15 protein-coding genes and 1 pseudogene are annotated in these 21,095 nt (G+C 72.6%); 4 read left to right on the forward strand and 12 right to left on the reverse strand.

Translation table 11 applies throughout. From position 1 onward, the window contains the following. Nucleotides 1-56: 56 nt before the first annotated feature. Both pcrA and K7G60_RS30050 read right to left on the reverse strand, forming a co-directional pair. Nucleotides 57-2,504 carry a DNA helicase PcrA gene (gene pcrA / locus K7G60_RS30045; protein ID WP_225804119.1) on the reverse strand — a complete coding sequence of 816 codons (2,448 nt, stop codon included), beginning with the start codon at nucleotides 2,502-2,504 and terminating at the stop codon, nucleotides 57-59. 68 nt (nucleotides 2,505-2,572) lie between these two features. After that, the gene (locus K7G60_RS30050; RefSeq protein WP_225804120.1) at nucleotides 2,573-2,926 is read right to left on the reverse strand and encodes a hypothetical protein; all 354 of its coding nucleotides are present in this window, start codon (nucleotides 2,924-2,926) and stop codon (nucleotides 2,573-2,575) included. A 343-nt stretch (nucleotides 2,927-3,269) separates the two neighbouring features. Between K7G60_RS30050 and K7G60_RS30055 the strand changes: the two genes are divergently transcribed. After that, nucleotides 3,270-4,385: a C40 family peptidase gene (locus K7G60_RS30055; protein WP_225804121.1), complete on the forward strand. Its 1,116-nt coding sequence runs from the start codon at nucleotides 3,270-3,272 to the stop codon at nucleotides 4,383-4,385. Nucleotides 4,386-4,428: 43 nt separating this feature from the next. Here K7G60_RS30055 and K7G60_RS30060 read toward each other — a convergent pair whose 3' ends face one another. Then, entirely contained in the window at nucleotides 4,429-5,145 is a 717-nt protein-coding gene (locus tag K7G60_RS30060; protein ID WP_225804122.1) for a response regulator transcription factor, read from the reverse strand. Next, nucleotides 5,142-6,404 carry an ATP-binding protein gene (locus tag K7G60_RS30065; RefSeq protein WP_225804123.1) on the reverse strand — a complete coding sequence of 421 codons (1,263 nt, stop codon included), beginning with the start codon at nucleotides 6,402-6,404 and terminating at the stop codon, nucleotides 5,142-5,144. Before K7G60_RS30065 ends, K7G60_RS30060 begins: the two co-directional genes overlap by 4 nt. A 156-nt stretch (nucleotides 6,405-6,560) precedes the next feature. Between K7G60_RS30065 and K7G60_RS30070 the strand changes: the two genes are divergently transcribed. Next, nucleotides 6,561-7,901, forward strand: a complete 1,341-nt coding sequence (locus K7G60_RS30070) for a PspC domain-containing protein (RefSeq protein WP_225804124.1) — start codon at nucleotides 6,561-6,563, stop codon at nucleotides 7,899-7,901. Continuing rightward, nucleotides 7,888-8,148, forward strand: coding sequence for a hypothetical protein (locus tag K7G60_RS30075; RefSeq protein ID WP_225804125.1), 261 nt, complete (start codon nucleotides 7,888-7,890; stop codon nucleotides 8,146-8,148). The genes K7G60_RS30070 and K7G60_RS30075 overlap by 14 nt, the downstream gene beginning before the upstream one ends. On the opposite strand, the gene K7G60_RS30080 is transcribed toward K7G60_RS30075, so the two are convergent. The 4 genes from K7G60_RS30080 to guaA form a co-directional block, all read right to left on the reverse strand. Next, on the reverse strand, nucleotides 8,058-8,708 hold the full coding sequence (locus K7G60_RS30080; RefSeq protein ID WP_374115710.1) for a DoxX family protein: 651 nt from the start codon (nucleotides 8,706-8,708) through the stop codon (nucleotides 8,058-8,060). The genes K7G60_RS30075 and K7G60_RS30080 overlap by 91 nt on opposite strands. A 91-nt stretch (nucleotides 8,709-8,799) precedes the next feature. Next, the gene (locus tag K7G60_RS30085) at nucleotides 8,800-10,032 is read right to left on the reverse strand and encodes a hypothetical protein (RefSeq protein ID WP_225804126.1); all 1,233 of its coding nucleotides are present in this window, start codon (nucleotides 10,030-10,032) and stop codon (nucleotides 8,800-8,802) included. A 186-nt stretch (nucleotides 10,033-10,218) separates the two neighbouring features. Next, the gene (locus K7G60_RS30090) at nucleotides 10,219-11,007 is read right to left on the reverse strand and encodes a class II aldolase/adducin family protein (RefSeq protein WP_225804127.1); all 789 of its coding nucleotides are present in this window, start codon (nucleotides 11,005-11,007) and stop codon (nucleotides 10,219-10,221) included. A gap of 123 nt (nucleotides 11,008-11,130) precedes the next feature. Further along, on the reverse strand, nucleotides 11,131-12,732 hold the full coding sequence (gene guaA / locus K7G60_RS30095; protein ID WP_225804128.1) for a glutamine-hydrolyzing GMP synthase: 1,602 nt from the start codon (nucleotides 12,730-12,732) through the stop codon (nucleotides 11,131-11,133). 373 nt (nucleotides 12,733-13,105) lie between these two features. Between guaA and K7G60_RS30100 the strand changes: the two genes are divergently transcribed. Beyond that, a complete protein-coding gene (locus K7G60_RS30100; RefSeq protein ID WP_225804129.1) occupies nucleotides 13,106-13,396 on the forward strand; it encodes a chorismate mutase in 291 nt (96 codons plus the stop codon). Between the two features lie 714 nt (nucleotides 13,397-14,110). Here the strand turns inward: K7G60_RS30100 and K7G60_RS30105 are convergent. From K7G60_RS30105 to K7G60_RS30120, 4 genes and pseudogenes are all read right to left on the reverse strand, one after another. After that, nucleotides 14,111-15,931 carry a GMC oxidoreductase gene (locus tag K7G60_RS30105; RefSeq protein ID WP_225804130.1) on the reverse strand — a complete coding sequence of 607 codons (1,821 nt, stop codon included), beginning with the start codon at nucleotides 15,929-15,931 and terminating at the stop codon, nucleotides 14,111-14,113. Nucleotides 15,932-15,973: 42 nt separating this feature from the next. Next, nucleotides 15,974-17,653: a succinic semialdehyde dehydrogenase gene (locus K7G60_RS30110; RefSeq protein WP_225804131.1), complete on the reverse strand. Its 1,680-nt coding sequence runs from the start codon at nucleotides 17,651-17,653 to the stop codon at nucleotides 15,974-15,976. A gap of 152 nt (nucleotides 17,654-17,805) precedes the next feature. Then, complete coding sequence (locus K7G60_RS30115; protein WP_225804132.1) at nucleotides 17,806-19,554, reverse strand: serine/threonine-protein kinase; 1,749 nt, start codon at nucleotides 19,552-19,554, stop codon at nucleotides 17,806-17,808. Nucleotides 19,555-19,678: 124 nt separating this feature from the next. Then, nucleotides 19,679-21,095 (reverse strand): annotated as a pseudogene (locus K7G60_RS30120) (serine/threonine protein kinase); the annotation flags it as partial.

The following is a 21,095-nucleotide window of genomic DNA, read 5'->3' on the forward strand; positions in this document are numbered from 1 at the left end:
AGCACCCACGAGAAGGGCCCCGGCAGATGCGCCGGGGCCCATCTCGTACCGCCTCGCTACAGCTTCTCGACCGGCGCGTACCGCAGGAGCAGCCGCTTCGGCTTCTCGTCGCCGAAGTCGATCGTCGCCTGGGCGTCCGCACCCACACCGGTCACCGCCATGACCGTGCCGAGTCCGAACTGGTCGTGCGTGACCCGGTCGCCGACGTGGAGGGAGATGACCGGCTTCTCGCCGGCGCGCCGGGTGGCGAAGCCCGAGGGGCCGGAGCGCGAGCGGGAGGACGAGAGCGAGGAGGTGATCCCCGCGGTCGGCCCGGCGGACTTGGCCATCGGACCGGTCCGCTTCCACTCCAGGTACGCGGGCGGGATCTCCTCCAGGAAGCGCGAGGCCGGGTTGTACGAGGGCTGGCCCCAGGCGCTGCGCATCGACGAGCGGGTGAGGTAGAGCCGCTCGCGCGCGCGCGTGATGCCCACGTACGCCAGGCGCCGCTCCTCCTCCAGCTCCTTCGTCTGCCCGAGGGCGCGCATGTGCGGGAAGACGCCGTCCTCCATGCCGGTGAGGAACACCACCGGGAACTCCAGGCCCTTGGCGGTGTGCAGGGTCATCAGGGTGATGACGCCCCGGCCCTCCTCGTCCTCGTCGGGGATCTGGTCGGAGTCGGCGACGAGGGCGACCTGCTCCAGGAACTCGGCGAGGGTCGCGGGCTCCTCGCCGCGCTCCTGCTCGAACTCGAGGGCGACGGCGGCGAGTTCTTGGAGGTTCTCGATGCGGGTCTCGTCCTGCGGGTCGGTCGAGGCCTGGAGCTCGGCCAGATAACCGGTCCGCTCGAGGACGGCCTCCAGGACGACGGCGGGGCCGGCGCCCGACTCGACGACGGTGCGCAGCTCGTCCATGAGGGCGTTGAACCGCTTCACGGCGTTCGCCGAGCGGGCGGCCATGCCGTACGCCTCGTCGACCCGCCTGAGGGCCTGCGGGAAGGTGATCCTCTCGCGCAGGGACAGGGCGTCGATCATCGCCTCGGCGCGCTCGCCGATGCCGCGCTTGGGGACGTTGAGGATGCGGCGCAACGGGACGTTGTCCTCGGGGTTGGCGAGGACGCGCAGGTACGCGAGGACGTCCCGGACCTCCTTGCGCTCGTAGAAGCGCACGCCGCCGACGACCTTGTAGGGCAGGCCGACGCGGATGAAGATCTCTTCGAAGACACGCGACTGGGCGTTGGTCCGGTAGAAGACGGCGACGTCCCCGGCCTTGGCCTCGCCCGCGTCGGTGAGCCGGTCGATCTCGTCGGCGACGAACTGGGCCTCGTCGTGCTCGGTGTCGGCGACGTAACCGGTGATCTGCGCGCCCGCGCCCGCGTTCGTCCACAGGTTCTTGGGGCGGCGGGACTCGTTGCGCTCGATGACGGCGTTGGCGGCGGAGAGGATCGTCTGGGTGGAGCGGTAGTTCTGCTCCAGGAGGATCGTCGTCGCGTCCGGGTAGTCCTCCTCGAACTGGAGGATGTTGCGGATGGTCGCGCCGCGGAAGGCGTAGATCGACTGGTCGGCGTCGCCGACGACGCACAGCTCGGCGGGACCGAGGTCCTCGTAGCCGGTGCCGACGAGCTCGCGCACCAGCGTGTACTGGGCGTGGTTGGTGTCCTGGTACTCGTCGACGAGCACGTGGCGGAAGCGGCGCCGGTAGTGCTCGGCGACGTCGGGGAACGCCTGGAGCAGGTGGACCGTCGTCATGATGATGTCGTCGAAGTCCAGGGCGTTGGCCTCGCGCAGCCGCGCCTGGTACATCCGGTACGCCTCGGCGAGCGTCTTCTCGAAGCCGTCGGCGGCCTGGTCGGCGAAGGTCTCCTCGTCGATCAGCTCGTTCTTCAGGTTCGAGATCTTGGCGCTGAACGACTTCGGCGGGAACTTCTTCGGGTCGAGGTCCAGGTCCCGGCAGACCAGCGACATCAGCCGCTTGGAGTCGGCGGCGTCGTAGATCGAGAAGGAGGAGGTGAAGCCGAGCTTCTTCGACTCGCGGCGCAGGATGCGGACGCAGGCGCTGTGGAAGGTCATGACCCACATCGCGTTGGCCCGCGGTCCGACGAGCTGCTCGACGCGCTCCTTCATCTCGCCGGCGGCCTTGTTCGTGAAGGTGATCGCCAGTATCTGGCCGGGGTGGACGTGCCGGGTGGCCAGGAGGTGGGCGATGCGGTGGGTGAGGACCCGGGTCTTGCCGGAGCCGGCGCCGGCGACGATGAGCAGCGGGGTGTCCGTGTGGACGACGGCGGCGCGCTGCTGCTCGTTCAGCCCCTCCAGGAGCGCGGCGGCGTCCACGACGGGCCGGGGGTGGCCGTCGCGGTAGTGCGTCTCCCGGGCGGGCGGAGGCGCGTCGAAGTGCTCCCCGAAGAGGTCGTGGGGGACCTCCTCCGTGACCGGGGAGCCGTGCTCGTCGTCCTCGGGGGGCGGCGGGGGCTCCTCCGAGTGGTTCTGGAGGCCGGCCAGGAAGCTGTCGTCAAAGAGGCTGCTCATCGCCTCACGAGTCTAGGACGCCCCGCGGACATCCGGGCCCGCCTTCGGGACGGAGGCTGTGGAAGGGGTCACACCCAGAGGGTGGCGATGAAGATGTTCGCCGTGGTCAGGCCGCCGACCGCGGCGAAGAGGCCCTTGTCGACCCTCTCCTCGTCCCGCTTGACGTAGACGAGGCCGAGGATCACGACGAGGATCGCCAGCTTGATGCCGATCTTGAGGTTGTTCACGGTGTGGTCGTCGGCCTGGTTGAGGCCGACGAGCGCGACGCCGGTGATCAGCATCGTCAGCGCGCCGTGCAGCATCGCGGGGCCGAAGCGGGCCGTACCCGCGCTCATCGCCTTCGTCTGGGTGAGGAAACCGCCGAGGAGGGAGGCGATACCGATGATGTGCAGGGCGACGAAGACATTGATGAGTACGTCCATGGGGCGGAGCCTAACCGGCGCCCTAGCACTGCTCTCCGGCCGGGTCCACTCTCCTCGCCGCTTCGGTCGGACGGTCGCCGGAATGGTCCCGGCACCTCACTCCGCGCGAAAGGGATCGGTCCCCGACACGTCAACTGACGTCAATAGCGGTCAACTCCCCGTCCGGCCGTGACCCCCGGTTTAGCGTCCTCCACCAGGTGACCGGCTCCCCACCACCGCCGGTGTTCCGGCGGCTGTCGGTCACCCCCGCCGAGAAAACCCGGCGGCGGTCCGTCTCCCCTGTGCGGCCCGCCGCCGGCCCGGCGGGCACCGTCCCCCAGGGAAGAGGATGTGACCCGCCCTCGTGGCAGCGCACCGGAAGTCCAGACAGTCCCCCCTCGGCACGTCGGCGGTCCGCACCGCCGCCACCCTCGCCCTCGCCTCCGCGGCGACGGCGACGCTCTTCGAAGGGTCCGGACACGCGGACCCCCGACCCACCACCGCCCAGGTCAAGGCGAAGGTCGACCGGCTCTACGAGGAGGCCGAGGTCGCGACGGAGCGGTACAACGGGGCGAAGGAGAAGGCCGACGAGGCGCGCGCCGCCTTCGACCGGCTGCGCGACGAGGCCGCCCGCAGGACCGAGCGGCTCAACACCGCCCGGGACGCGCTCGGGGCCATGGCCACCGCCCAGTACCGCTCCGGAGGGCTCGACCCCGCGGTCCGGCTCGCCCTCACCTCCGACCCCGACCAGTACCTGGAGCGGGCCGCGCTCGCCGAGAAGGCCGGGGACCGGCAGGCGGCCGCCGTCACGGCCGTACGGCGCGAACTCGCCGCGATCCGGCAGCTGCGCGGCGAGTCGGCGGGAAAGCTGACCGCGCTGCGCGGGCACGAGGCGGAGCTGCGGCGGCAGAAGGCGGCCGTGGTCGGCAAGCTGGCGGAGGCCAGGGCGCTGCTCGCCCGGCTGACCGAGGAGGAACGCGCACGGTACGAGGCGGCCGCCGAGGCCCGGGACGGCTCCGGCGCCTCGACACGGACCGACGGCCCGAGCGGTACGGGCACGGCCGGCGCATCCCCGACGGTACGGGCCGACCGCTCCTCCGACGGCGAGCGCGAGCCGGTGACCGCCCCGAACGGACGGGCCGCCGAGGCCGTCTCCTTCGCCCGCGCCCAGCTCGGCAAGCCGTACGTGTGGGGAGCGACGGGCCCCTCCGCCTACGACTGCTCCGGTCTCACCCAGGCGGCCTGGCGCGCGGCCGGCGTCTCCCTGCCCCGCACGACGTACACCCAGATCAACGCCGGCCGGCGGGTCTCCCGCTCCCAGCTCGCCCCCGGCGACCTGGTCTTCTTCTACTCCGGGATCAGCCACGTCGGGCTCTACATCGGCGGCGGCCAGATGATCCACGCCCCCCGGCCGGGCGCCCCGGTGCGGATCGCCCCCATCGACGAGATGCCCTTCGCCGGGGCGACCCGGGTCGGCTAGGGCCTGGCTGTCGGAACAGGCCGGACCTGGACCTGGACCCCGCTCAGACCAGACGGCGGGCGGTGGCCCAGCGGGTCAGCTCGTGGCGGTTGGAGAGCTGGAGCTTCCGCAGCACCGCCGAGACGTGCGACTCGACCGTCTTCACCGAGATGTAGAGCTGCTTGGCGATCTCCTTGTACGCGTATCCCCGGGCGATCAGCCGCAGCACCTCGCGCTCCCGCTGGGTGAGCCGGTCGAGGTCCTCGTCCACCGGGGGCGCGTCCGTCGAGGCGAAGGCGTCCAGGACGAAGCCGGCGAGCCGCGGCGAGAAGACGGCGTCGCCCTCCTGGACGCGGAAGATCGAGTCGACCAGGTCGGTGCCGGTGATCGTCTTGGTGACATAGCCGCGGGCACCGCCCCGGATCACCCCGATGACGTCCTCGGCCGCGTCCGAGACCGACAGGGCCAGAAAACGGACCGGGTCCTCGTGCGCGCCCATCAGGCTCGCGCAGCGCCGCAGCACCTCGACCCCGCCGCCGCCCGGCAGGTGCACGTCGAGGAGGACCACCTCGGGACGGGTGGCGGTGATGACCGTGACCGCCTGGTCGACGTCGGCGGCCTCGCCGACCACCTCGACGCCGGTGACCTCGGTCCGGCCGATCTCGGCCTGGACCCCGGTGCGGAACATGCGGTGATCGTCGACGAGCACCACCCGCACCCGGCGCTTCGTGCCCGGCGCCCCCGCATCGGTTCCGGTCGTCGCTCCGGTCTCGTCGCTCATCCGTCCGCCCTCTCCATCTCGAGCTCCACTTCGGTGCCCCCGCCCTGCGGTGACCGCAGCCGGGCCGTACCGCCGTTGCGCTGCATACGACCGATGATCGATTCTCGTACGCCCATCCGGTCCTCGGGCACCGAATCCAGGTCGAAACCCGGTCCCCGGTCCCTCACCGAGACGAAGACCGTACGGCCCTCCACCTCGGCGTACACCTGCACGGCCCCGCCCTCGCCACCGTACTTGGCGGCGTTGACCATCGCCTCGCGCGCGGCCTGCATCTGCGCGGCCAGCTTCTCGTCGAGCGGGCAATCGCCGACGACGACCACCTCCAGCGGGACCCCGTGCTTGTCCTCGACCTCGGCCGCCGCTCTCTTCACCGCCTCCGCGAGGGTCTCGGGCTCCTCGTCCCTGCCGGTGCCCTCGGGCTTGTAGAGCCAGTTCCGCAGCTCGCGCTCCTGCGCGCGGGCGAGCCGTCGCACCTCGCCGGCGTCGTCGGCGTTGCGCTGGATCAGGGTCAGGGTGTGCAGCACGGAGTCGTGGACGTGGGCCGCGACCTCGGCGCGCTCCTGGGCGCGGATGCGCAGGGTCCGCTCGTCGTTGAGGTCCTGCGACATGCGGACCAGCCAGGGGCCGGCGAGGAGCGCTATGCCGGTGAGGACGGCGACGGCGGCGGTGACGGCCGTGCCGAGCTGGGCGACGGAGCCGCGGACCACCACGAAAACCGCCAGGCCGGTGCCGACGAGGCCGACGCCGACGAGGCCGCGGACGATCTGGAACGCGCGCTTGCGGCGCCCGGGATCGGTCCAGCTGGCCCGACGGGCGTTGTCCGCCTGTCTCCAGACGAGGGCGACGCCGGCGGCGATGAGGATCAGCGGCCATATGTAGCGTCCGGTCTCGTTGTCGACGCTGACGTTCCCGACGAGGGCCGCCAGGCCGATGCCGAGCGCGATCAGGGCGACGACCTGGCCCCGGTCGGGCTTGCGCAGTCTGCGGCGCCCGTCCGAGGTGGTCTCGAAGAGGGGGCGCGGGGCGGACCTTCCGCCGACGCCGAGCGGGACGACGATCCAGAAGACCGCGTAGAGCACGATGCCCAGGCCGTTCGAGAACGACAGCACCACGAAGAGCGCGCGCACCCAGACGACGGGCAGACCGAGGTGGCCCGCGAGGCCCCGCGCGACACCGCCGAGCCACCGCCCGTCGGCGCTCCGGTAGAGCCTGCGCACGGGTGGTTCGTCGGTCTCGGTGACACGGGCGGTTGCGGACATGCACCGATCGTCACACGTGAGGCCCGTCCCGGACATCAGGGTCGGCCCTGAGATCGTCCCTGGTACGGACTCGGGGGCGAAGGCCCCGCGAATATCAGGGTCGGGCCAGGGTCGGCCCCGGTGCCGCGGGACGTCACGGGCCGTCACCATGGAGGCATGACGAGTTCGATGCCCTCGCAGCACGAGGCCCCGCCGCCGACGGAGGCCGATCCCGCCCCGCCGCTCCGGCGCTCGCGCGGAAGCAACGTCGTGGGCGGCGTCTGCGGAGGTCTCGGGCGGCGCTACGACCTGGACCCGGTGATCTTCCGGGTGGTGATCGGCGTGCTGTCGGTGACGGGCGGCCTGGGGCTGGTGTTCTACGGCTTCGCGTGGCTGCTGGTCCCGCTCGTGGGCGAAGAGGAGAGCGAAGGGCGCGGACTGCTGACGGGCCGGGTGTCCGGGGCCTCCCTGGCGGCCCTGCTGATGGCGCTGATCGGCTGCGGGATCTTCCTGTCGACCCTGCACAGCGGGCAGATGCTGGGCTTCACTCTCATGCTGTCGCTCGCGGTGTGCGGGGCGGCGGTCTGGTCGCAGCGGCGGCGGGTCGGCGGCGAGACCGAGGGCAGACCGGACACGGCGACCGTCCTCACCGTCGCCGAGGCACCGCCCGAGACCAAGGCCCCGCCGATCTACGAGTCCCCTTCCTGGTGGAAGGATCCGATCGTCAAGGACGGCTCGACGGGCAAGATCGCCGTCGGCTACCTGTGGGGTCCGCACGGAATCCTGGACGAGGACGGCCGGGTGAACGGCGAGGTGCCCAAGCCCGGAAGTCAGTGGGGCCCCGGCCCGGCGGCGCCCGGGCGCCCGGCGCCCTCCGTCCGCCGGAGCCCGCTCTCCATCGGGGGACTCGTCTTCCTGCTCGCCCTGCTCGCGGGCGGTCTCGGCACGGGCCTGGCATGGGACACCCACCCGCTGGGCACCAGTCTGCAGATCGGTCTGGCGGCCGCGCTCACGGTGTTCGGCCTCGGCCTCGTCGTCAGCAGCTTCCTCGGACGGACCGGGTTCGGCACGGTCTTCCTCACCGTGATCACTGCGGGCCTGCTGGCACTTGCCTCGGCGCTGCCGGAACGGATCACCACGGAGTGGGTCCGCGAGACGTGGCGGCCCGCCACCGTCGCCGCCGTGCAGCCGGACTACGGGCTGGGAACCGGGGTCGGCACGCTCGACCTGTCCCGGCTCCCGCTCCCGGCCGGGACGACGGTGGCGACGCGGGCCAGCGTGGGCGCCGGGCGGCTCGAGGTGATCGTCCCGAAGGGCGCGGTGGTGAAGCTGCACGCCGAGGTGGGCCTGGGCGATCTGCAGCTGCCGGGCGCGCCCGCCGGCGACATCGACATCGCGCCGGGTCGTGACGTGACCCGGACGCTCATGCCGTCGGCCGGGACCGTCCCGGCGGGCACCCTGGACCTCTCGCTGGAGGCCGGAGTCGGACAGGTGGAGGTCACCCGTGCTGCTTCATGAGTTCCGCCCCGGCCGGCTGCTCGTCGGCCTGACCGCCCTCGCCCTGGCCGCGGCCTACGCGGGCGACGCCGCCGACGCCTGGACGACCCCGTGGTACGCGGTGGTCCCCGTCCTCTGCGGCGGCCTCGGCACCGCCGCCCTCGCGACCTGGGTCGCCTATCGAATACGGCGTCGTTCGGCGAGGAGCCGGTCCAGCGAGAGCACCGGGGCCCCGGCCAGCAGCAGCGGGAGCCAGGACATCAGATAGGCCAGGTCGTTGCCGAGGTAGTACGGGCTCACCTGCCAGCTCACGGTCAGCCAGAGGCTCAGCGAGATCAGCGCGCCGCCGAGCGCCGCCGGTCGGGCGAAGAAACCGAAGAGGGTCCCGAGTCCGACGGCGAGCTCGCCGAAGGCGATGGCGTATCCGAAGCCGGCCGGGTTCTTGAGGGCGAGGTCGACGAGGGCGGGGATCGCGGAGCTGTCGCGGACGCCGCGCATCATCTCGCCGATGGAACCGCTGCCCGCGTCGGCGAAGAAGGCGGCGTCGGTGAGCTTGTCGAGTCCGGCGTAGACGAAGGTGACACCGAGGAAGATCCGCAGCGGAAGGAGGGCGTAGCGGGAGGCGGTCGCCCTCCACAGGTCGAAGGTGGCCCTCCGCTCGGCGAACCCCCCGCCGGCGCCGTCCGGACCATTGGCGCCGCCCGGTCCACTGGCCCGGCGGGCTCCGTCCAGGCCGCCCGTACCACCGGTGCCGCCGGTGCCGTCGGCACTGGCGGTGCGGTCCGGGTCGTCGCCCGTGTCGTGTGGCCGGTCCGTCTGTCCCGTCATCGTCGGTCACCTCTCCACGCCCCGGACGACTGTTCGCTGGACGATTCTCCCCGCACTCGCCGCCGGGGACACGGGGAGGGGGCCCGGACGCTCAGTCCACGACGTCGATCGTGACCCGGTTGGTCTCCGTGCCGGCCGCCGTGACGACCGAGACCTCCACCCGGCCCGGTTCCACGTCCGCCGGGAGGGGGACGGTGAGGGCCGTGTCGGTCGGGTTGGCGAAGCCGCCCGGGACCGGGACCAGCGGCACGTGGGCGTGGACGGGGCCGATGCGGACGACCAGACGGGTCAGCGGATCGGGGGCGGCGGCGCCGGGCGGGACGAAGCCGCAGCCGCGGATCTCGATGTCGTCGCCCGTACGGATCGGGGCGTCGAGGTCGCCCGCCTCCCGGGACCGGACCACGGAGTGGATCGTGGGGCGGACGCCCTCGGTGACCTTCGCGGCGAGGTGCCAGGCAGCCGAGACGCCGACGAGCAGCACGAGGGACCAGGGCACCTCGGGGAGCCGGTCGGGTTCGCGGGCCAGACCGACGGCGGCCAGGGCGAGGACTGCGCCGGAGACGAGGAGGTACTGCACGTCGGCGAGGGCGGCCCGGCCGCTGTCGTCGCAGACCAGGTCGGCGGCGCGCGGACGGTCGGCCCGCACCTTCTGGAGGCGGCCGGCAGCGATTCCCAGGGCGACGACGAGACGGGCGGTGACGGTGACGGAGGCGACGAGGGCGAAGACGGTCAGCAGGCCGGCGCCCCGGGCCAGACCGAAGGCGGTCGCGCCGGGCGACCGGAAGGCCAGGAAGAGGAGGGTGAAGCCGAGGAGCAGCAGCCAGCCGGCGACGACGGCGCGGGTGGTGGAGAGCCGGTTGTCCTCGCCGATCAGCGGGGCGAGGAGGCCGCCCCGGGCGCGGTGGGCGTGGGCGGCGGCGCTGAGGAGGGCGGCGAGGACCAGGGCGGTGCAGAGGCCGGCCGTGCGGGCGCCGGTCCAGCCGCCGTCGATGGCGGTGAGGGCCTGGCCGAGGAGGAGAGCGAGAACGGCGCCCCAGACGGCGCCGAGGCCGCCGCGGCGTACGCGGTCGAGCCAGGCGAGCCCGGCTTCCCGGCCGCGCACGGTCACCGCGCGGGCCGACTGGGCGAGTTCGTCGGAGACCCACTGACGGGCGGCGACCGGCGAGTGGGCGACGGCGGCGGGGACGCCGTGCCCGGCGGCGAGCTCGTCGCGCCGGGCCAGGAAGGCGGCGACGGCGCGCCGGTGCCCGGCCTGCCCGCAGTGGGCGCAGCCGGTACAGGCCGTCGCGTGCTCGCCGTACTGTCTCGCCTCTTGAACCGCCACGGTGCTCACTCCCGAGCTCACTTCACGGCCCGCTTCGATGCGTCCCGGCGCGCCCCGAAGGGCCAACCAGCCGTTTATTCCACGGAATTGTGCCGTACCGGCGGCTCCCGCGCCCGCCGCGTGCGCCCCGCCGGAGGGTGATTGCCGCGCCATCTCATTGACGTACAGAAGGGTGAAGCGATGGTGTTACGACAGGAGTTCGGGGTCCGTCCGGCTGATCCTGCGCCACAGGGGCTGGTAGTTGATCCAGGCGACGAGGTCGCTGCCGAGCTGTTCCCGGGTGGCGACCGCCTCGCGGTGGTCGATGAGCACCGGCTTGCCGGCCGCGCGCGCGGCGAGCTGTACGCGGGCGCAGCGTTCGAGGGCGATGAACCACCAGGCGGCCGCGTCGACGGAGGTGCCGACGGTGAGCAGCCCGTGGTTGCGGAGCACGATCGCCTTGAAGGCGCCGAGGGCGACGGCGATGCGGCGGCCTTCCTCGGCGTCCACGGTGACGCCGGTGTAGGCGTCGTAGAGAGCGTGGTCCTGGTAGAAGGCACAGGCCTCCTGGGTGATCGGGTCGAGGAGTTCGCCGAGCGCGGCGAGGGCCCGGCCGTGGACGGAGTGGGTGTGGGCGACGGCGACGGCGTCCGGCCGGGCGCGGTGGACCTGGGCGTGGACGGTGAAGGCGGCCTGGTTGACGTGGTGGCCGCCCCGGACGACCTGTCCGTCGCCGTTGACCAAAATGAGGTCGCTCGCGGTGAGCTCCTCGAAGGGGGCTCCGAAGGGGTTCACCCAGAAGCAGTCGGGATACTCCGGGTCGCGTGCGGTGATGTGGCCCGAGACGCCCTCCTCGTACCCGAGCCGCCCGAAGATCCGGAGCGCACCGGCGAGCCGCTGCTTGCGGTGGGTGCGTTCCTCCTCGGCCGTCGCGTGGACGGGCGGCAGGGCGAAGTGGAGCCGTTCGACGGGGACGGGGTCCGGTATCACGCTCATGCGCCGGAAGGTAACGCCCGGCCGGTCAAGTCACCAGGGTCCGGACGGACATCCGGGCCCCGGAAACGGCGAGGCCGCCGCCCCGGGAAGCGGGACGGCGGCCTCGTGCGCGTGCGGGAGGGTTTACTCCCACTCGATGGTGCCCGGCGGCTTGCTCGTGACGTCGAGGACGACACGGTTCACGTCGGCGACCTCGTTGGTGATGCGGGTCGAGATCTTGGCGAGCACCTCGTAGGGCAGGCGCGACCAGTCGGCCGTCATGGCGTCCTCGGAGGAGACGGGACGCAGCACGATCGGGTGGCCGTAGGTGCGGCCGTCGCCCTGGACGCCCACGGAGCGGACGTCGGCGAGGAGGACGACCGGGCACTGCCAGATCTCACGGTCGAGACCGGCCGCGGTGAGCTCCTCGCGGGCGATGGCGTCGGCCTCGCGCAGCAGGTCCAGGCGCTCCTTGGTGACCTCGCCGACGATGCGGATGCCGAGGCCGGGGCCGGGGAACGGCTGGCGCTGGACGATCTCCTCGGGCAGGCCGAGCTCCTGGCCGACCATGCGGACCTCGTCCTTGAAGAGCTGGCGCAGCGGCTCGACGAGCTCGAACTCCAGGTCCTCGGGGAGGCCGCCCACGTTGTGGTGGGACTTGATGTTGGCCGTGCCGGTGCCGCCGCCGGACTCGACGATGTCCGGGTAGAGCGTGCCCTGGACGAGGAAGGCGACCTCCTCGCCGTCGGCGGCGCCCTCGGCGATGATCTCGGCCTGCGCCTGCTCGAAGACGCGGATGAACTCACGGCCGATGATCTTGCGCTTGGTCTCCGGGTCGGAGACGCCGGCGAGGGCGGTGAGGAAGCGCTCCTGCGCGTCGACGACCTTCAGCTGGACGCCGGTGGCGGCCACGAAGTCCTTCTCGACCTGCTCGGTCTCGTTCTTGCGCATGAGGCCGTGGTCGACGTAGACGCAGGTGAGCTGCGAGCCGATGGCCTTCTGCACGAGCGCGGCGGCCACGGCGGAGTCGACGCCGCCGGAGAGACCGCAGATGGCGCGCTTGGTGCCGACCTGGGCGCGGATGGCCGCGACCTGCTCCTCGATCACGTTGCCCGTGGTCCAGCTGGGCTCGATGCCGGCGCCGCGGTAGAGGAAGTGCTCGAGGATCTGCTGGCCGTGCGTGGAGTGCAGCACCTCGGGGTGGTACTGGACGCCGTACAGCTTCTTCTCGTCGTTCTCGAAGGCGGCGACCGGCACGACGTCCGTGGAGGCGGTGACGGTGAAGCCCTCGGGGGCGGCGGAACAGGCGTCGCCGTGCGACATCCACACGGACTGCTCGACCGGGGTGCCCTCGAAGAGGGTGGAGCCGGCCTTGGAGACGTGCAGCGGGGTCCGGCCGTACTCGCGGGCGCCGGTGTTGTCGACGGTGCCGCCGAGGGTCGTCGCCATCAGCTGGAAGCCGTAGCACATGCCGAAGACGGGGACGCCCGCCTCGAAGAGCTCGCGGTCGAGGCGCGGGGCGCCCTCCGCGTACACGGAGGACGGGCCGCCGGAGAGGATGATCGCCTTCGGGTTCTTGGCCAGCATCTCGGCCACCGGCATGGTGGACGGGACGATCTCGCTGTAGACCCGCGCCTCACGGACGCGACGGGCGATGAGCTGGGCGTACTGGGCGCCGAAGTCGACAACGAGGACTACGTCCGGGTTGGAGACGTCGGGCGCGGCAGCGGGAGTCGCTGATGACACTACGGCGGCCTTCCGGCGGTAGGAGAGGTTCCCTGGTGAGGTTCCCCGGGGGACCCCGAAGGGCCCTGGGGGTTCCCTCGAAAGGGGGGCTATTTGTCGATTCTACCGGCGCGCCGGTGAGTCTTTTCGTCTCACCATCCGAACCCGGGTTGTGACCGGGCGTGCGGAGGGGGCCATACTGTCGCCATGCGCAAGCACCCGACCTTCGTCTTTACCTATGGCAACCGGCCCACCGGCTGCCATGGTCGTGCTGCTTGAGCAACTGACAAGCGACTTCCCAGGCGCCCCGGGCCGACAAGGCCCGGGGCGTTCTGCTTCTCTCCGGGCGATGTCGCCCCGGGGCTCCGGACCCGACACCACGAGGAGCCCCGACATGACCACGAAGACGATCACCGAGCAGACCGGCGCCCGCACCGACGAGGCGGCGACGCTGATCGGCGACGCCCGGGAGCGCATCGACGCGCTCGACGACCGGATCATCGGCCTCATCCAGGAACGGATGGCCGTCTCGGCCGTCATCCAGGAGGCCCGGATCTCCTCCGGCGGCCGCCGGGTGAACCTGGCCCGCGAGATGGAGGTCCTGGGCCACTACCGGGACGCGCTGGGCAAGCCGGGCACGGCGCTCGCGATGACGATGCTGGAGCTGTGCCGGGGCCGCATCTGAGCCGGGCCGCCGCATCTGAGCCGGGCCGGAGCCGAGCCGGGCCACATCCGGGACCGGGTCCCGTCCCGGTCCCGCCCGGGAGACGCGTCCGGGTGCGTGCCCGCACCCGAGTTCGGTACGGCTCTCACCCGTACGGCGCGTGACCGGCTCCGGCCGGGCTTCGTTGGTCCGGGTGTCCGTGCCAGCCAGGGGCGGGCCCGAAGAAACCACGCGTGGCTTCGCTGGGGCGTGTGGCGTACCTCTCGGGTACGTCGTGGGACCTCGCACCAGCGCGCGTGACCGGACAGCAGGGGACAGCAGCCCGGTCACCCAGAAAGGGCGGTCGGTCCCGGGGACGCCCGGGGCCGGCCGCAACCGGCCGATCTCCCGATCTTTCCGTCCCCCTGATCCCCGGTCCCGTCACCCCAGATCCCCCTCCCCCCGCGGCGCAGCCCCCCGGCGCCGCCCCGCTCGGCACCGCCGCTGCCCTGACACCGGTGCCGACCTCAGGGCCCCGCGCCGCGACCGGAATCGCGAGCGCGGGGCCCTTCTTCACACCCGGCAGCAGGACGTGACGCGCGTCACACAAAGATCCTGTGCAACCGCTACAACCAATGGCGGGGGCCGGAGGTCATCTATGCAGCAACACAAAAGCCGGAAGGGCGCTGCACTCGGAGGGGGGTGCAGCGCCCTTTCTGTGAACCGGTGAACGGTGAGCCGGTGAACCGGCGGCGCTCAGTCCTTCTTCGGCGGGACCGCCGGCATCCCCAGGAACGGCAGCCGCAGGGCGCCGAAGGCCTCGGACGGAACGGCGGGGGACTTCGGCTCGACGGCCGAGAGCCGTACGTATGCCTCGCCCTGCCGAGGGCGCGGGTCCTCCTCGCCCTTGTTCGGCCAGAAGGACATGGCGCGCTCCGCCTGGGCCGTGATCGTCAGGGACGGGTTGACGCCGAGGTTGGCGGAGACGGCCGCGCCGTCGACGACGGAGATCCCCGGGTGACCGAAGAGCCGGTGGTACGGGTCGATGACGCCGGTCGCACCGTCGGCGCCGATCGGGCAGCCGCCCAGGAAGTGCGCGGTGAGCGGGGTGCCCATCAGCTCGCCGATGTTGGATCCGGCGAAGCCGTTGATCTCCTCGGCGAGGAGGGTGGCGGCCCGGGTGGCCTCCGGGATCTGGACCGGGTTCGGCGCGCCGTGCCCCTGGCGGGCCGTGAGCAGGCCCTTTCCGAGGCCGCGGGGCTTGCGGTAGGTCGTGAGGGAGTTGTCGAGGGACTGCATGACCAGCCCGATGATGGTCCGCTCGGACCAGTGCCGGTTGGAGAGCGAGCGGACGGCGAGGGCGGGGTGCTTGAGCAGGTTGAGGAGCCAGGCGCGCACCCGGTGGGCGCCGTAGGGGACCTGGAGGACGGTCAGGCTGCCCATCGAGTTGGAGCCCTTGCCGTACCGGACCGGCTCGATGTGCGTGTTCTCGTCCGGGTGGACGGACGAGGTGATGGCGACGCCCCGGGTGAAGTCGGCCTTCTCCCCGCCGTGCCGCTTGCGGTAGCGGCGGTCGGTGGTCTGGGCGCCGACCAGTCCCTCCGAGTTGGTGCGGGTGAGCTCGCCGAGCCGGTCCGAGATGCGGGGCAGCAGTCCGCTGTCCTTCATCCGGTGCAGCAGGGTCTGCGTGCCGTACGTGCCGGCCGCGATGACCACCCGCCGGGCGGTGAAGGTCCGGCCCTTGCCCTTCCTGCGGTCGTCGGTGGGCAGGGTCTTCACCGCGAAGCCGCCCCGTGAGTCCTCGGTGACGGTGACGACCGTGGTCATGGGGTGGACGGTGGCGCCCGCCTTCTCGGCGAGGTACAGGTAGTTCTCGTTGAGGGTGTTCTTGGCGCCGTGGCGGCAGCCGGTCATGCACTCGCCGCACTCGGTGCAGGCGCGCCGGGCCGGGCCCGCGCCGCCGAAGTAGGGGTCGGCGACCTCCCCGCCGGGCTTCGCCCTCGACGTGCCGTCGGCGTCGTCGCCGTCGCCGAAGAAGACGCCGACCGGCGCCATGTGGAAGGTGTCGCCGATGCCCATGGCCTGGGCGGCGGACTTCAGGTGCACGTCGGAGGGGGTCATCGTCGGGTTGAGGCGGACGCCGAGCATCCGCTTCGCCTGGTCGTAGTACGGCCGCAGCTCGTCCTGCCAGTCCGTGATGTCCTTCCACTGCGGGTCGTCGAAGAAGGGCTTGGGCGGTACGTAGAGGGTGTTGGCGTAGTTGAGGGAGCCGCCGCCGACGCCGGCGCCCGCGAGCACCATGACGTTGCCCAGCAGGTGGATGCGCTGGAGGCCGTAGAGGCCGAGGGCGGGGGCCCACAGGAAGTTCTTCAGGTCCCAGGAGTTCTTGGGCAGGGTCGCGCGGGTGAAGCGGCGCCCGGCCTCCAGGACGCCGACCCGGTAGCCCTTCTCGGTGAGGCGGAGGGCGGTGACCGAGCCGCCGAAGCCGGAGCCGACGACCAGGACGTCGTAGTCGTAGCCGGAGTCGTCGTACGGGCTGTCCTCGTCCTGGTTCTGGGCAGGGGGTACCGCGGTCATGGCTCTCCTCGTGCGGAAAGGTGGGGAAAAGGACGGGCGGCGTCAGCGCAGGCGCAGGGCCTTCATCGCCTTCAGGGACACGCTCATGAACGCGGCGTACTTCTCGTCGTCCATCCCGAAGGAGGGCGCGAGCGGGATCAGCCGCTGCTGCGCGACGGTCTGCGCCTCGGTGTACTTGAGGATGCCCTCGGAGCCGTGGCGGCGGCCGAGTCCGGAGTCCTTCATGCCGCCCATCGGGGACTGCACGCTGCCGTAGGCCGGGGCGTACCCCTCGTTGATGTTGACGGTGCCGGTGCGCAGCCGGGCCGCGACGGCGTGGCCGCGCCGGGAGTCCCTGGTCCAGACGGAGGAGTTCAGGCCGTACGGGGTGGCGTTGGCGAGCTCGACGACCTCGTCCTCGTCCTCGAAGCGGTAGACGGAGACGACCGGGCCGAAGGTCTCCTCGGAGCAGACTGCCATCGGCGCGTCGACGCCGTCGAGGATGGTCGGCTCGTAGAAGAGGGGGCCGATGTCGGGGCGGGCGACGCCGCCGGCGACGAGCGTGGCGCCCTTGGCGACGGCCTCCTCCACGTGCTTGGTGACGGTCTCCAGCTGCCGCTCGCCGACGAGGGAGCCCATGTCGGCCCCGTACGCGAGGGAGTTGCCGAGCCGCATCGCCTTCGTACGGGCGGCGAAGCGGGCGACGAAGTCGTCGGCGATCGACTCGTGGACGTACAGCCGCTCGATGGAGATGCAGAGCTGGCCGGCGGAGGAGAAGCAGGCGCGGACGGCGCCGGCGGCGGCCTTCTCCACGTCGGCGTCCTTCAGGACCAGCATGGCGTTCTTGCCGCCGAGCTCCAGGGAGACGCCGACGAGGCGGGCGGCGGCGCCCCGGGCGACCTCGCGGCCGGTGCGGGTGGAGCCGGTGAAGGAGACGTAGTCGGCGTGGGCGACGACCTCGGGGCCGACGACCGGGCCCTCGCCGAGGACGACCTGGAAGACCTCGGCGGGCAGTCCGGCCTCGATGAGCAGGTCACGGGCCCAGAGGGCGGTGAGCGCGGTCTCCGTGTCGGGCTTCATGACGACGGCGTTGCCCGAGACGAAGGCGGGGAGCGCGTCGCCGACGGAGAGCTCCAGGGGGTAGTTCCAGGGGGCGATCTGGCCGACGACCCCGCGCGGCTGGCGCAGTTCGGTGACCTTGGTGAGGGTCGGCACGACGCCGGTGTGGCGCTTGGCGCGCAGGTACGAGGCGGCCTTGCGGCCGTAGTGGCGGGCGGCGACGGCGACCGCCTGCACCTCCTCGTGGGCGTGCAGCCGGGCCTTGCCCGTCTCCAGCTGGATGAGGTCGAGGACCTCGGCCTGCCGCTGGAGGACGAGGTCGTGGAAGCGCAGGAGGACGGCGGCGCGGGCCCTGACCGGGGTGGCGGCCCAGGCGGCCTGGGCGGCACGCGCGCGCGTGAAGGCCTCGGCGACGTCCTCGGGGGTGGACTCGGGCAGGTCCGCCAGCTTCTTCCCGGTGAAGGGGGTGTGGTTGGCGGTCCGGCCGGAGCCGACTACTCCGCGCGTGAGCCGGGCGACCAGCTCGGGCGTCACGACGTCGGCGGCGGTCCGCGCGCCGGCGGGGGCGGGCGCGACGGGGTTGGTCGCGCCGGCGGGAGCGGCCGGACGGGCCGCCTCGGCGGCGGTGTCGGCGGCGGTGTCGGCGGGAACCGTGAGGGCGGCGGGGGCCTGCGAGTCCGTCATGAGGGCGAGCGTAGGGTGCGTTCCGACCTTTGGGTACCCGTCGGTAACGCGTTTTCACCGACCGCACACACCGCGCCAGCGATCACTGGCACATAAGCCCTGATCAGGGGCTTACGGCCGCCGGGGGCCGCCCGTGGAGATTTTTCCGCCCCTCAGTCACCCGGCGCGCGCCAGTGCTGGACGACGATGTCGAACTGCTCCCGGGTGGTCTCCCAGCTCGACTCCGGCGAGGACATGTAGATGGCGTACTCGGTGCCGTCGTCCTCGTAGTACATCTGGTCGATCGCGTGCCGCGGCCCCGGGAAGTTCTTCTTCTCGGTCCAGGTGAACTCCCACAGGCAGGAGCGGACCTGGTCGCGGTAGGTGACCTGGTCGAGCTTGACCCGCTTGTAGTTCATGCGCTTCTGGAGGAGGACCTCCAGGTCGAGGGCGTGCATGTACGGGTTCTCGAAGTCGGGGCTGCGGTCGATGCTGATGCGGATGCGGTGGCGGCCGTTGTCCGGGGTGTAGTCGATCTGGTCGCCCTCCGTCTGCCGCTTCCAGCCGTCCGGTACGAGGAGGCTGAAGCCCTCCGGGTCCTCGACGCGGTGCCAGCCGGCCGGGATGCCGTCGCCCTTGCCCTTGGCCGCGGGCGAGGTCGCCGTGGTCGTCCGTCCGCCGGCGCCGCCGTCGCGGTCGCCGCCCGCGTAGTTCATGGCGGCGAAGACGGCACCGCCCGCGACGACCCCGGCGAGCAGCGCCGCGAGAACGGCGGAGCGCCAGCGGCCACGGCCGGAGGCGGGCGGGGAGGCGGCGGGGACGAGCGTGGGGTGCTGCGGGGGCACGGATGACGAGTGCGACGGGTGCGACGAGTGCGGCTGGTAGGGCTGCTGAGGCGGGTGGGGCCACTGCGCGGTGGCCTTCCGCGGCTCGCCGGGCGCCGGGCCCTCCGCGCCGGTGCCCGTGCCCGTACCGACGCCGTCCGCGCTACGCGCGTCGCCGCCCGGACCGTTCGCGCCCGCCACCGAGTCCAGGTCCTCCCGGGCCACGCGCTGGGTCGGCACGTACGCCTGCGCCGCCGTCGGCGTGCGCCCCTCCATCGCGTCGAGCAGCATCCGCTCGGCCTCGTCCGCGCGCGGCCGCTGCGCCGGGTCCTTGCGCAGCAGGGCCACGATGACGGAGGCCAGCGGACCCGCCTTCTCCGGGTGCGGCGGCTCCTCGGTCACCACGGCCTGCATGGTGCTGATCGGGGAGGTGCGGCGGAACGGCGAGGTGCCCTCCACCGCCGTGTACAGCGTGGCGCCGAGTGACCAGAGGTCGGAGGCGGGACCCGGGTCGCCGCCCTGCACCCGCTCGGGCGCCAGGTAGTCGATGGAGCCGACGATCTCACCGGTCCGCGTGATCGTCGAGTCCCCCTCGATCGCCGCGATCCCGAAGTCGGTGATGAGGACGCGCCCGTCCTTCGCGAGCAGCACGTTGCCCGGCTTGACGTCCCGGTGCAGCACCCCGGCCGCGTGCGCGGCGCGCAGCGCGCCGACGACGTGCAGCCCGATCCTGGCCGCCTCGCGGGGCTCGATCGTGCCGGCCTCCTTGGCGGCGTCGGCGAGCGAGGGCCCGTCGACGTACTGCATCACGATCCACGGCCTGTTGTCGTGCTCCAGGACGTCGTGGACGGTCACCACGCCCGGGTGCGTGATCCGCGCGGCGGCCCGTGCCTCCTTCTGCGTACGGGCGTGCAGCACGAGCCGGTCGGCCTCGGCCACGAACCGGCCCGCCGTCAGCTCCTTCACCGCCACCACGCGGTGCAACACCTCGTCGTGCGCGCGCCAGACCTTGCCCATGCCGCCGCGCCCGATGGACTCGCCCAGCCGGTAGCGACCGGCGAGCAGCAGCCCCGCCCCTGTGCTCTGAGAATGTTCCACTTGCCCCCGCCCGTTCCTTCTGATGCCAGGTTACGGAGGGGGGTACGGACGGCGGAACCTCGGGGCGGTCATAGGAACAGCACTGTGACCGGGGGACGGTGGGAATCCCGGCGCCTTCCCCGGCTCAGCGTCCCGGGCTGAACGCCTTCGTGGCCTGCTCGTAGATCTCGGACACCTTGTCGCGCTCGCTCTCCGGGCCGATGACCTGGACGACGTGGTACCGACCGCCGTCGATCAGGGCGAGGTTGCGCACGAACACCTCACGGCCCGTGCTGTCCAGCCAGGTGTAGTCGCCCTCCGCCGTCGGCGTCCGGCCGATGTCCACCCGGCGCGCCCTCACCACCTGCGACCAGCTGGACGACCGATAGGGCTCCAGCTCGCGCTCCTTGGCGTTCTGGTACTCCAGCGGGTCCGCGCCGTTGTCCCGGACGCTGTCCCGGCCCGGTACGACGATCAGAGTGAAGCCGCCCCCGGTGTAGCGCACTTGGCCGGCGTCGTTGATCGGGCTGCGCCGCCATCCCTTCGGGACCCCGATCCGGAAGCCCTCCGGGTCCCGGCGCAGCTCGTACCCGGCGGCGAGCGCGGGAGCCGAAGGGTCCGCCGGGGGCGGGGTGGTGACCGGTTTCGTGGCCGGCTTCCCGGTCGGCTCGGCGGGTGGCTCCGTCGTCGCGGACGGGGCGTTCGCGGGCGCGGACGTGCCGGGCGCCGTTCCTCCCGTGGGCGTGGCCGGCGCGGCGGACCCCTCGCCCTTCCCCGGCATGAACAGGACGGCGTACGCGACGGCTCCCACGAGCAGCAGCAGGACGAGGACCAGGAGCGTACGGCCCAGGGAGCGCGGGGAGCCCGGCGCCCGGGAGGACGACGGGCGCGCCGAGGACCGGGGCGCGCGCGAGGCGCGCTGCGGGATCTCTCCGTCGAACTCCTCGCGGAAATCCTCCCGGAACTCCTCCCGGAACTCTTCGCGGTGATCGGGCCGTACGCGCGCGTGGCCGTACTCGTGACCGTGCTCCCGGCCGTACTCGTCGCCGTGCGCGGCTTCCCGCGGGGCCTCGTGCCGGGTCGCGGGGCGCGGGTCCTTGCCGCGCTTGTGACGGTGACGGCCCGCCCCCGCTCCCCCGCGCCACCGGCGCACCAGCTCACCGCGCCGGCGCACGATCGGCAGCCGCGCCTCGTCGAAGGACGGCAGCGGTACGACTCCGAGCCCGGCGTCCGGCTCCGGCGCCGAGCGGACGAGGGAGCGCAGCCAGCCCCGCAGCTCCTCGAAGTCGGGCCGCTCGGTGGGGTCCTGACGCAGCAGGGACTCCACGACCGGGCGCAGGGGCCCGCACTCCTCGGCGAAGGCCGGCGGCTCGGCGCAGACCAGCTGGACCAGCTCGGCCGCGCTGTCCTCGGGGTACGGGGCGTGGCCCTGGACGGCCCGGTAGAGGAGCGCGCCGAGCGCCCACAGGTCGGTGGCGGGCCCGATCGGCGGGGCGAGGCGCCAGTTCTCGTGCACGGGCCCGGCCTGTTCGGGCGCCCAGCGCTCGGTCACGGCGCCGACG

This window comes from Streptomyces sp. NK15101 (assembly GCF_020400725.1).
Classification (GTDB): Bacteria; Actinomycetota; Actinomycetes; order Streptomycetales; family Streptomycetaceae; genus Streptomyces.